8 protein-coding genes and 1 pseudogene are annotated in these 12,448 nt (G+C 61.8%); 3 read left to right on the top strand and 6 right to left on the bottom strand.

The genetic code is table 11. From position 1 onward, the window contains the following. Positions 1–134 precede the first annotated feature (134 nt). Together NKJ01_RS15760 and NKJ01_RS15755 are read right to left on the bottom strand one after the other, a co-directional pair. Positions 135–254, bottom strand: a pseudogene (locus NKJ01_RS15760) (DUF559 domain-containing protein); the annotation flags it as partial. Positions 255–283: 29 nt separating this feature from the next. Next, on the bottom strand, positions 284–1,000 hold the full coding sequence (locus NKJ01_RS15755) for a helix-turn-helix domain-containing protein (RefSeq protein ID WP_352729193.1): 717 nt from the start codon (positions 998–1,000) through the stop codon (positions 284–286). Positions 1,001–1,337: 337 nt separating this feature from the next. On the opposite strand from NKJ01_RS15755, the gene NKJ01_RS15750 reads away from it, so the two are divergent. From NKJ01_RS15750 to NKJ01_RS15740, 3 genes are all read left to right on the top strand, one after another. Beyond that, positions 1,338–2,696, top strand: coding sequence for a trimethylamine monooxygenase (locus tag NKJ01_RS15750; protein ID WP_352729191.1), 1,359 nt, complete (start codon positions 1,338–1,340; stop codon positions 2,694–2,696). Positions 2,697–3,113: 417 nt separating this feature from the next. After that, complete coding sequence (locus NKJ01_RS15745; protein ID WP_352729189.1) at positions 3,114–4,208, top strand: branched-chain amino acid ABC transporter substrate-binding protein; 1,095 nt, start codon at positions 3,114–3,116, stop codon at positions 4,206–4,208. Between the two features lie 81 nt (positions 4,209–4,289). After that, positions 4,290–6,758, top strand: coding sequence for an adenylate/guanylate cyclase domain-containing protein (locus tag NKJ01_RS15740; protein WP_352729262.1), 2,469 nt, complete (start codon positions 4,290–4,292; stop codon positions 6,756–6,758). Between the two features lie 274 nt (positions 6,759–7,032). On the opposite strand, the gene NKJ01_RS15735 is transcribed toward NKJ01_RS15740, so the two are convergent. The 4 genes from NKJ01_RS15735 to NKJ01_RS15720 form a co-directional block, all read right to left on the bottom strand. After that, positions 7,033–9,015: an ABC transporter permease gene (locus NKJ01_RS15735; protein WP_352729187.1), complete on the bottom strand. Its 1,983-nt coding sequence runs from the start codon at positions 9,013–9,015 to the stop codon at positions 7,033–7,035. Beyond that, the gene (locus NKJ01_RS15730; RefSeq protein ID WP_352729185.1) at positions 9,012–10,097 is read right to left on the bottom strand and encodes a quaternary amine ABC transporter ATP-binding protein; all 1,086 of its coding nucleotides are present in this window, start codon (positions 10,095–10,097) and stop codon (positions 9,012–9,014) included. The genes NKJ01_RS15735 and NKJ01_RS15730 overlap by 4 nt, the downstream gene beginning before the upstream one ends. A 78-nt stretch (positions 10,098–10,175) precedes the next feature. Next, complete coding sequence (locus NKJ01_RS15725) at positions 10,176–11,150, bottom strand: ABC transporter substrate-binding protein (protein ID WP_352729183.1); 975 nt, start codon at positions 11,148–11,150, stop codon at positions 10,176–10,178. A 510-nt stretch (positions 11,151–11,660) separates the two neighbouring features. Continuing rightward, positions 11,661–12,425 carry an SDR family oxidoreductase gene (locus tag NKJ01_RS15720; protein WP_352729181.1) on the bottom strand — a complete coding sequence of 255 codons (765 nt, stop codon included), beginning with the start codon at positions 12,423–12,425 and terminating at the stop codon, positions 11,661–11,663. Positions 12,426–12,448 lie beyond the last annotated feature (23 nt).

Raw genomic sequence — 12,448 nt, 5'->3', positions numbered from 1 at the left:
GGGACGTTTGCCAATCTCCCCCCATGAGGGGGAGATGCCCGGCAGGGCAGAGGGGGGCGCCGTAGAGCGTCGGCCTTGCCCAATGTCCCACCACGGCTTTGGCGCGATTCACGATGCGCCACCCAGCCCAGCCACATATGCTGGCAGACATTGTCGATATCGTGGGTAACGTCGTCGTTCCAGAAGCGCAGGATGGTCCAGCCCAGCGCTTCGAACCTTGCGGTTCTTGCAGTGTCTAATTCGGACCTTTCGGCCTGGTACTGCAAAAGAGGCGCCGTAGCTGCTAACCCGCACTCTGCGGATAGCAGATGATCGAGAGATAGCGCATCGGCAATTTCGTCAGCTGCTCCGGCCCGTGCGGTGCATCGGCGTCAAAGAACAGGCTGTCGCCGGGCTTCATCGGGTAGAGGTTGCTGCCGTGCCGGTAAACGACCTCGCCCTCGAGCATGTAGAGGAACTCCATGCCCTCGTGCTGGAAGGTCGGGAACACATCAGAATCCTCCGTCAGCGTGATCAGATAGGGTTCGACGACGACGCCGCTGGTGTTGGAACCGATATGACCGAGCAGATTGTACTGGTGGCCGGCTCGCGTACCGCGGCGCTCGACATCGAGGCCTTCGCCCGCCTTGACGAAGACGGCACTGCGCTCTTCCTCGAAGCGGCGGAAGAAGGCTGTGACCGGAACGCCGAGTGCCCGCGACAGCGCCTGCAAGGTCGTCAGCGACGGCGAGGTGATGCCGTTCTCGATCTTCGACAGCATGCCCAGCGAAATGTCGGTGGCGACCGCGAGATCAGCGACGGTGATGCCGAGCTTCTTGCGGAAGGCCCGCACCTCGCGGCCGATCGCGACCTCCAGCACTTTTTCGCGGGTGTCGCGAATGGCGTGCGGGTTCTGCGTCAGCGGCGCGCGGATGGTTTTCCCGTCGGCCGAGACCTTTGGCAGCGGCTTGGCCTTCACGGCCACTGGACCAGCCTTGGAATCGGAAACTGTCTTCGCCATGTCGCCCCGGCACTCCTGGGATTTATTTCACTCTAGGTGAACATGTCAGCTGCCGATACAGCAGCGCAACTGCGACGGCAAGTCGCCTGAAGGCGCATGCGCGTGATCCCGCGTTTGGCCGCACCAGTTTTTTTCGGAAATCCATCACGGTGCAACCTTGTTTCAGCACCGGCCGGTTGACAGCACGAAAGGGCCAATTATTGTCCTGTGAGTGAAATTTGTTTCGTAAGAGCAATTCCATGAAAAGCGTAAAGCGGTTTTCCCGGGAAAAGCCGGTTGCGCTTTCCCTTGGGGATCGCGTCAAGACAAAAGCCGAAATCAGATCGGGAGGCCTGCCATGAAAAGTCGCGTTGCCGTCATCGGAGCCGGTCCATCCGGCCTGGCACAGCTCAGGGCTTTCAAGTCGGCGGCCGACAAGGGCGCCGACATCCCCGAGATCGTCTGCTTCGAAAAGCAGTCGGACTGGGGCGGCCTATGGAATTACACCTGGCGCACCGGCCTCGACGAGCACGGCGATCCTGTGCATGGCTCGATGTACCGCTACCTATGGTCCAACGGCCCGAAGGAATGCCTGGAATTCGCCGACTACACTTTCGAGGAGCATTTCGGCCGGCCGATCGGCTCCTATCCGCCGCGCGCCGTGCTGTGGGATTACATCAAGGGCCGTGTCGAGAAGTCGGGCCTGCGCAAATGGGTGCGCTTCAACAGCCCGGTGCGCATGGTCACCTTCTCGAACGAGACGAAGAAATTTACCGTCACCGCGCATGACCGCACCAATGACGTCACCTACTCGGAAGAGTTCGACAATGTCGTCGTCGCTTCGGGGCATTTCTCGGTGCCCAACGTGCCCTATTTCGAGGGTTTCTCCACCTTCAACGGCCGCATCCTGCACAGCCATGATTTCCGCGACGCGATGGAATTCAAGGGCAAGGATATCCTGATCATCGGCCGTTCCTATTCAGCCGAGGACATCGGTTCGCAATGTTACAAGTACGGCGCCAAATCGATCACCACCAGCTACCGCTCGAAGCCGATGGGCTTCAAATGGCCGGAGAATTGGAAAGAGGTGCCGCTGCTGCAGAAAGTTGTCGGCAAGACGGCGCATTTCAAGGACGGCACCACCAAAGATGTCGATGCCATCATCCTGTGCACCGGCTACCTGCATTCCTTCCCGTTCCTCACCGACGATTTGAAGCTTAAGACCGCCAATCGCATGTGGCCGCTCGATCTCTATGAAGGCGTCGTGTGGGAGAAGAACCCGCAGCTCTCCTATATCGGCATGCAGGATCAGTTCTACACCTTCAACATGTTCGACGCGCAGGCCTGGTACGCGCGAGACGTGATCATGGGCCGCATCAAGCTGCCGTCGGCCGAGGCGATGGCCGCGCACGGCGCGAAATGGCGGGCGCGTGAGGAAACGCTGGAAGACGCCGAGCAGATGATCTGGTTCCAGGGCGATTACACCAAGGAATTGATGGATCAGACCGACTATCCCGGTTTCGACGTCGAGGCGGTCAACCAGACCTTCATGGAGTGGGAGCACCACAAGGGCGAAGACATTATGAGTTTCCGCGACCACGCCTATCGCTCGCTGATGACCGGCACCATGGCACCGCTGCATCATACGCCCTGGCTCCAGGCACTGGACGATTCGATGGAGAGCTATCTGGAAGTGGAGGGGGTAGCGGCTGAGTAGCTCCGGCCTCCGAACCGAAGGGTCGCATCAGCGAAAAGTGGATACCGGTTTTTGCTTCGCTGACCTCCGTTCGGAAAAGATCATGGTCAAATAAGAAAACGAAAATAGAGTCCGCGGCTTAGGGTCAAAACCCGATCATTCTGAACGATCGAGTCCCGGCCCTTCTCGGCCATTTGACGCCGAGAGCCTGGACGACCCAAGTTGACCCAATCACGACGCTCACTCCGGTCAGTGGTAACGTCCGGATTGCGCGCGATTCCGACCTCAGCGAACGAGGTTACGACACGCCATTCCAGTGTATGATTGCTTCGCCAAATTAGATGTGCGCTGCAATAGCAGCCGGAGACAGTCGCGCTTGCCGAAGGGGCTGTCGGCTCTGACGGGATTGGCGTAAGCTACAGCTAAGGGGGTGCACATATGCACCGCATCATCGCCATAGCGATCTTAGTTCTCGCGGCCGTGTTCAGCTCCGCGCGGGCGGAGGTGCTGATCGGCGTCTCGGCTGCGATGACGGGACGGCTCGCCTGGATCGGCGAGCAGGGACAGCGCGGCGCGGAGATGGCAGTGGCCGACGTCAACACGGCGGGCGGCGTGCTCGGCCAGAAGGTGAGGCTCATCTCGGTCGACGACTTCTGCGATCCCGAGCAAGCTGTGGCGGCCGCCAAGAAGCTGGTGGCTGACGGGGTCGTGCTCGTCGTCGGGCATTATTGCTCCGGGGCCTCGATCCCCGCATCAAAAGTGTACCAGGAGGCGGGCGTCGTTGAGATATCCCCAGGCTCGACCAATCCGCAGCTGACCGAACAGGGCCGTGCCAATGTCTTTCGCACTATTGGCCGCGACGACGCGCAAGGTTTCATCGCCGGCAACTACCTTGCCGATCGCTGGGGCAACAAGAAGATTGCGATCCTCCACGACAACTCGACCTATGGGAAGGGTCTCGCCGACGAGACCAGGAAGCAGCTGAACAAGCGGGGCGTGACTGAGGCCGTTTACGACGCATACATTCCCGGGAAGGACGACTATTCGGCCGAGGTCGCTACGTTGCAGACCGCCGGCGTCTCGGCCTTGTATGTGGGTGGGTATCATGCCGAGGTTGCGCTGATTGCTCGCGCTGCACACGACAGTGGCTATACGCTTCAGCTCATATCCGGAGATGCTTTGGCGACCGAGGAATTTGCCCTGATCGCCGGCCCCGCGGCGGAGGGGACCCTCTTCACGTTCCCGGCGGACCCGAGGCGAAGCTCCGAAGCGGCCGCGGTCGTTGAGCAGTTCCGTGCGGAGAACTTCGAACCCGCGGGCTACACGCTGTTGAGCTACTGCGCGGTCCAGGTCTGGGCCCAGGCCGTCTCGAAGGCAGGTTCGCTGGAGCCGAAGGCCGTCATTGCGGCACTGCACGAACAGGAATTCGACACCGTCATCGGCCGGGTCGATTTCGACGACAAGGGCGACCTCACGAAGCAGAGCTGGGTTTGGTACGTCTGGCGCGGCGGAGAGTACGTGCCGGTTGAATAGGATTCGCTGATCGCCGGCGCGCCGGCTGAGACGTCTAGTCTGATGAAGACCAGTGTGGCCGGACTGTTCCGACTCGCCGAGATGCTTGAACGCCTCGGCATACGCGGCCGGCTGTTGCTCGCCTTTTTCGGGATCAGCGCCCTTGCGGTGCTAGCAACCGCTGCGGCGCTTTATGCCTTCCTCCAGGTTGGCGACGTCGTCGACCGAATTACCACGGATCGAGTGCCGTCGGCGCTCGCCTCCCTCCAGCTGTCGCGCCAGGCCGAACGGGTCGCTGCTGCCGCGCCATCGGTGCTGGCAGCGACAAGCAGGGCTCAGCACAGCGAGGTCTCGGCTGCCGTCGCGCTCGAGATGTCCCGCCTCGAGGCCCTGCGCACGGACCTCCGGGATGCCACGTCGGGCACAGTGCCTTTGGCCGAGATCGAGGAAGCCGCGATTGTTCTGAGGCGCAACCTGAAGGAGCTCGACTCTCTTGTTGTCGCCCGGCTCGACGTGGTAGCCCGTAAGGAGGAACTCCTGAACCGCCTCGCCGCGACGACGACCGGCAGCCAGCGCCTTGTCGCCACCGGCATCCTAGTGATGGATTCCAGGCTCCCGCAATGGCGGGCGGTCGCGGCCGACACGTCGCTGTCGCCTGATCGACGCGCAGCGGCGATGGCCGACCTGGTCCAGGCGATTGCGGCCTACATCCCCCAGCAAAAGGCGCAGCTGGAGATCTCGGCGGTCAACGACGCGCTGGTGAAGGTCGCGAACGCGCCGACGCCGGGCGACCTGGCGTTGATCCTTTTTCCGCTACGCCGTTCGCTCACTGCTCTTGAAAAGGTTGCCACGGAGATCGACGAAAAGCTGCGGATCCGCTTCCGGCAGCGTGTCGACGAATTCAAGGGTTTGACCGACGGCGAGGACAGCATCCCCAAGGCGCGGGAGGACGAGTTTGCTGTCCTGGCACAGGGCGAAAGGCTTCTGGCCGAGAACAATCGACTGTCGCGCAATCTCACCGCTGGCGTCGATCGCCTGGTCGCCACGGCAGACCAGGAGATCGCTGCGTCCGGTCGCGAAGCCGCGCTCGTCCAGCGCTACGGCACCGCGGTTGTGCTCGGCTCCGCCTTCCTCAGCCTCCTGAGTTCGGTTCTGGTTGTCTGGCTCTATGTCGACCGCAGCCTCCTTGCCCGACTGGGGGCCGTGAGCCAGGGCATGCTCGCGATTGCGGGGGGCAACCTTCGTGCGCCGCTGCCCGCAGCTGGCAGCGACGAAATCGGGCGCATGGCCGAAGCGCTGAGACTCTTCCGGGATACTGCTGTCGAGATCGAGGAAAAGAATCTGCGCGACGTTGCGGAAGCTCGTCAGCGGCTCATCGATGCCATCGAAAGCATCTCCGAAGGATTCGCTCTGTACGACTGGGAGGACCGGCTCGTCCTCAGCAACAGCCGCTACCGCGAATTGCTCTACACCGGTCTGGAGACCGAACTGACGCCCGGCACGACATTCGAGCAAATCATTCGCCGGTCCGCTGAGCGCGGCTACATCAGGGACGCCGAGGGGCGGGTCGAGGAGTGGGTCGCCGAGCGCCTCTCGCGGCACCGCAACCCTGGCGAACCTTGGGTGCAGCGGCGAGGCGATGGGCGATGGGTCATGATCAGCGAGCGGCGGATCAGCGCCGGCGGCACGGTCGCCGTCTATTCGGACATCACTGAGCTGAAGCAAAGGGAGGAGAACCTCGCCGAGAAATCCGTGGTTCTGGAGGCGCTTTCCAGCAAGCTGGCGAAGTATCTGGCGCCCCAAGTGTATCGCTCGATATTCACCGGCCGCCAGGAGGTCAGGATCGCTAGCCAGCGGAAGAAACTGACAATATGCTTCTCCGATATCGCCGGCTTTACCGAGACCACTGACAAAATGGAATCCGAGGATCTCACCCAACTCCTCAATCACTATCTGACGGAAATGTCGAAAATTGCTTCGGATCACGGCGCGACAATCGACAAATATGTCGGCGACGCGATCCTGATGTTTTTCGGCGATCCCGAGACTCGCGGCGTCAAGGAGGACGCGCTGGCTTGCGCGCAGATGGCACTTGCAATGCAAAAGCGGATTAGCGAGCTTGCCGAAGTCTGGCGGGACATGGGGATCGAAACACCGCTGCGCTGTCGCATCGGCATCCATACCGACTACTGCACCGTCGGTAACTTCGGCAGCGAGGACCGGATGGACTACACGATAATCGGCGGCGCCGTGAATCTCGCCTCGCGCCTGGAGCAGGAGGCGCCGCCGGGGGCCATCCTCATTTCCTACGAGACGTTTGCGCAAGTGAAGGACTCAATCGACTGTGAGGAGTTGGGGCACGTCCAGGTCAAGGGGATCGCCTATCCCGTCGCCACCTACCGCGTCATCGATCTGAAGGACAATCTGGCGGCCGCTCGTTGTGCTGTTCGAACCGAGCTGCCGCACTTCAGGCTGGAACTTGAACCGGAGCTGATGTCCCCTGACGAGCGTGGCGATGCCGCCACTGCACTTCGAGACGCGCTGGATCGGCTTTGTCACAAGCCCGGGTAGTAGGGCTTGGTCCACAACGACCTCTCCCAATGGACGCAAGGAGTGGGATGTGGGACGCCACTCATTGGCAGAACGGTCGCTCTCAGTCTTCGAACTCGGGCGGAACGTCCGCATCGGAGCCGAGACTTAACATTCACGGCATCACCGGCAAGGTCCGGATATGGCGCGAGGCAGACGCCTAGTACGGCGAATGTCGCATTGGATCGGATTCCGACCTAACCGGGTCATTGGGCCACGACCGGAAATGAAGCTCTGCGTTCGTTCGCTGACGAATCTACCCCAGCCTCGCCCTGGCTTTCGCCGTCCAGGCGCTGAACAGCCGGTCGGCGACGATGCCGATGAAGGCTATTGCCAGGCCGGCGACGATGCCGCGGCCGGAATCGGCCTTGGACAACGCGATGAACACTTCCTGGCCGAGATCGCGCGTGCCGACCATGGCGCAGATGATGATCATTGCCAGCGCCATCAGGATCGTCTGGTTGACGCCGAGCATGATCTCCGGCAGCGCCAGCGGCAGTTGCACGCGAAAGAAGGTCTGGCGCGGCGTGCAGCCGGACACCTTGGCCGCCTCGATCAGCGCTGGCGGCACCTGCCTGATGCCGTGATTGGTGTAGCGGATCGCCGGCACCACGGCGAAGGCTATCGTTGCGATCATCGCGGTAACATCACCGACCCGAAACAGCATCACCACCGGGATGATGAAGCAGAAGGAAGGCAGCACCTGCAGCGTGTCGATGATCGGGGTGACGATCTTTTCGAAGCGGTCGCTGCGCGAGGCCATCAGCCCGATCGGGATGCCGATCAGGCAAGCGATGAAGGCCGAGATGCCGCAGAGATAGACGGTCGCCATGGTTTTTTCCCACAGGCCGGTGATGGCGCAGAAGGCGGTCAGAGCGGCAACCAATACCGCCAGGCGGAAACCGCTAAGCCGATAGCCGGCGAGGCCGAGCAGGAAAACGGCACCCAGCCACGGAAACCCTTCGCAAAAGGCGCGCAGCGGGTTCAGCAAATTGAGAATCAGCGCCACGCGAAACGCCTCGATCGTGTCGAAGAAATTGATCGTCACCCAGTTCACCGCCGCCTTCCACAGCGGTGCGGTGGTGAAGGTGATCGCCTTCGGCACCGCCGCGAAGGCCGGAACGAACAGGCCAAGCAGCGTTGTCACGACAAGGATGATGACGGCCAGCGTCAGATTGGGGTAACGCCGCCAGAGGCTCGGGCTCATTTCCCGATGGACATGACCCTTGGCCTGTTTGTGCGCGATGGCCTGGCTCAGCCGGTCGAGCGCGATGGCGAGCGCCACGATGGCGAGACCGGCTTCCATCGCTTCGCCGACCTTCAGCGCGCGCAGTGCCAAAAGCACGTCATAGCCGAGGCCACCGGCGCCGATCATCGAGGCGATGATCACCATATTCAGCGCCAGCATGATGACCTGGTTGACGCCGACCATCAGCGTCGGCCGTGCGGAAGGCAAAAGTACCCGCCACAGTTTCTGCCGTGCCGTGCAGCCGGCCATCTCGCTGAAATCATCGATCTCGGACGGCACCCGCGACAGTCCGAGCATCGTCGCGCGCACCATCGGCGGGGTGGCGAAGATGGCGGTGGCGATCATCGCCGACACCGGGCTGTTGCCGAACAGCAGCAGCATCGGAATGAGATAGGCGAAGGTCGGGATCGTCTGCATCAGGTCAAGGGCAGGGGAGACGATGAGCCTTTCGGCCCACGGCTTGCGCCATGCCCATATGCCGGCGAACAGGCCGGTGACGATACAGAACGGCACGGCGATGGAGATCAGCGCCAGTGTCAGCATGGCGCTGGTCCATTGGCCGAACAGCGCGATGTAGAGGAAGCAGCCACCAACCAGCAGGCTGAGTTTCCGGCCGCCAACGGCATGTCCGGCGAGGAAGGCGGCAGCGCAGACGCCGACCCAGGACAGGCGTGGCAGGACATAAGCCTCAGTGCCGTGACCGATCTTGAAATTCTTGGCCAGCAGGTTAAGCGCGAAGTCGAGCGGCACGCCGAGCACAGCGGTGATCGAGCGGGTCAGCCACGACAGGTTCGACTTGATCCAGCGCATCAGCGCGCTGACCCAGTCGGCGACCGGCACGACGGCGCTTGCCGGATAATTGACCGCCCAGGGCAGGCAGTCCTGCAACAGGAACACGACAAGCACGGCGGCAAGCGCGAACGCCCAGACCAGCAGCCAGACCTGAATCGGTCGCGCCTTTGCCTCGCGGGCGCTTGCCGTCACCGTCATGCGCCAGCCCTCGAGCGGTCGATGCCGGCCAGCAGATCGATCACCGCTTGCGGCGTCACCTCGCCGATCGGCTTGCCGGTGCCGTTGACCACCGCGAACGGCTTGTCGGCGGCAACGATGCCGGCCGAGAAGCTGGCGATCTTGGCATCGGGCGAAACCGTGCCGCCATGCTCGGATCCGTCGCAGGCGCGCATCAGGCTGCGAGCCGAGATCACCTTGGCGCGGTCAACGTCGCGGGTGAATTCGGCGACATAGTCGGTCGCCGGATTGACCACCAACTCCTCCGGCGTGCCGATCTGGATGACCTCGCCGTCCTTCATGATGGCGATGCGGTCGGCCAGCCGGATGGCTTCGTCGAAATCATGGGTGATGAAGACGATGGTCTTGTGCAGCATGGTCTGCAGCCGCATCAGCTCGTCCTGCATCTCGCGGCGGATCAGCGGATCGAGCGCCGAGAACGGCTCGTCGAGGAACCAGATTTCCGGTTTGGTCGCCAGGCTGCGGGCGATGCCGACACGTTGCTGCTGGCCGCCGGAAAGCTCGCGCGGATAGAAATGCTCGCGACCGCTTAAGCCGACGAGTTCGATGACCTCGCGGGACCGTGCTTCGCGCGTCGGCCGGTCCTGTCCCTGGATGCTGAGCGGAAAGGCGATATTCTCCAGCACGTTGAGATGCGGCAGAAGCGCGAAATTCTGGAACACCATCCCCATGCGGTGTCGCCGCAATTCGATCAGTGCCGCATCCGAGATTTTCAGGAGGTCCTTGCCCTCGAATTCGACCTTGCCGTGGGTCGGCTCGACAAGCCGCGACATGCAGCGCACCAGCGTCGATTTGCCGGAGCCCGACAGACCCATAATGATGAAGATCTCGCCCTGGCGGATTTCGAGATCGACGGCGCGCACCGCGCCGACAAGTCCGGCAGCAGCGACTTCAGCCATGCTGGCCTTGCCGTCGCGTTCTCGGATGAAGTTGGCCGCATTCGATCCGAACAGTTTCCAGACATTGCGGCAGGCAAGTTTTATCGGGCGGGCATCCTTTGGCGTGCCCGCGGCGTTTGGTCCCTGTTCAGTCTTGTCCGTCATTCAAACGTCCTTCTGGAACATCAAGAATTGAGGCCCGGCTGACCAAGCAGCCGGGTCTCATTTTTCCAGTTGGAACGATTACTGCGCCCAGGCTTTCCAGTCGGCCTCGTGGGCGGCGATCCAGGTGGCGGCGACATCTTCCGGCGTCTTGCCGCCGAGATCGATCTCGCCGCTCATCTTGTTGAGTTCGTCGGTGTCGACCGTGTAGGCCTTCGTCACCTTGTAGGCGACCGGCCATTTGTCCTTCATGCCGGCCCAGGAGTATTTCCAGATCTCGCCATGCGGCTTGCCGCAATCATATTTGGCGTCGGGGTTCACGCCCCATTTTGGGTCGTTGTAGCACTCGGGCGTGTATTCGGGGAATTCAATCCACTCGCCCTTGTATTTGGCCGGCGCCCAGTGCGGCGAATAGATCCACAGCATGATCGGCGCCTTGCGCTGATAGGCGGAATCCAGCTCGGCGAACATCGCCGCGTCGGTGCCGGCATGGATGACGGTGAAGGGCAGCTTCAGTGCCTCGACGCGCTCGTCATCAAAGCCTTCCCATGTCACCGGCCCGCCAAGATAACGCCCTTTCGGTGTGGTTTCCGCCGTCGAGAAGGCCTCGGCGCATTTCGGGTCCTTCAGCGCTTCCCAATTGGGCAGGCCGGGGCACTTCTCCTTCATGTATTCGGGAAACCACCACTCTTCCTTGGCCTTTGGTCCGAGCTTGCCCAGCCGTTCGGTCTGTCCGGTCGCATCGGAGGCCTTCATGGCCTCGCCTGCGGTCGTGTCCCAGAATTCCAGGCCGACATCGAGATCGCCATTGGTGAGACCGGTGGTCAGGCTGGAGAGGTAGTCGGCGGTCGGATATTCGACGGTATAACCGAGTTTTTCCAGGATGCCGCCGAGGATCTTGGCATTCAGATTGACGCTGGTCCAGTCGAACAGCGCGATCTTGATCGGATCGTTGGATTCCGGTGCGGCGGCTTGGGCGGACGGCGTCAGCAGGCCTAACGTCGCGAGCGCGACGGCACCCATCGAAAGTTTCGAGATCCGGCTTCGAAATGACATGCTTGTTCTCCTTCAAGCTGTGTGAAAATTATCGTTGGTTCCCTTCTTGCGGCTATTCTTGATTGTGTTGGAAAGACTGGTCCCTGCGCAAGCCCGTCGGCGCCAAATTGCTGCCTTGGCTTTGGCCAACACAGGCAAGATGGTGCTCAATTCTGGTGATGATGGAAAATGCTGGGAGTCTCAGCGTCATGGCTGCCGACGGATCGCCGCGGGAGCGATCATCTGCGGATCAATTGCCAGTCCTGCGGCGCCCTGCAAGGTGTTCCCATGATCCAGAGCATTTCCGGCGAAACACGATCGCCTCCATGCTCTATTCGTTTGTTTTTTTACGCAATTCCGGACGCAAAACCGCTTCGCACTTTTGCTGGAATTGCTCTCGGCTGCTGGCCCAGCAAGCCCCATCTCGCCAAGACCGTTTCACAGGATGAAATTATATATACCAAGGTTCATGTCGCGCAACGACTAACGCCTTCGGGACGTATAAATTCAGACTGCAGGCGAAGTCGAAGCCTACCAGCAGACGTAGCCGCCATCGACGATCAGGTCGAGGCCGGTGACGAAGCTTGAGGCGCGGCTGGCCAGGAACACTGTCGGCCCGACCATTTCCTCCGGCGCCGCCATGCGCCCCATCGGTGTGTCGCGCTTGAAGATCTTGACCTCTTCCGCCACCTCCGGCCGCTTGTTCATCGGCGTCAGGGTGTAACCCGGGCTGATGACGTTGATCCGCAGCCCACGGTCGGCCCACTCCATGGCGAGACTCTTCGACATGTGGATGACGGCGGCTTTCGAGGAATTGTAGTGCGCCTGCGTCAGGCCCCGGTTGACGATCGTGCCGGACATCGAGGCAATGTTGATGATCGAGCCCTTGCGTCGCGCCAGCATCTTGCGGGCCTCGGCCTGGCAGGACAGGAACACGCCGGCGACATTCACCTCGTGCACCTTCTGCCATGTCTCCAGCGGCATCGTCTCGGCGGGCTCGGAGCCGGCAATGCCGGCATTGTTGACGGCGACGGTCAGCGCACCGAGTTCGGCCTCGACGCGATCGATCGCCGCCGCGAGATCGCTCTCAGACGTCACCGTGCCGGTCAGCACAAGCGCTTTGCGGCCGAGTGCGGTGATCCGGTGCGCGGTTTCGTCCAGTCCACCTTTGGACGCATGGCCGAAACAGGCGACGTCGGCACCCGCCTCGGCCAGCCCGATCGCGATCGCCTGGCCGATGCCGCTGCCGGCGCCCGTGACCAGCGCGACATCGCCGTCAAGTTTGAAAAGATCCATCGATAGCCCTCCCTGCTTTCGGG

This window comes from Mesorhizobium sp. M0276 (genome assembly GCF_040321755.1).
Classification (GTDB): Bacteria; Pseudomonadota; Alphaproteobacteria; order Rhizobiales; family Rhizobiaceae; genus Mesorhizobium.
The sequence above is the reverse complement of the archived record's forward strand: the minus strand, read 5'-3'. Positions and strand labels throughout refer to the sequence as shown.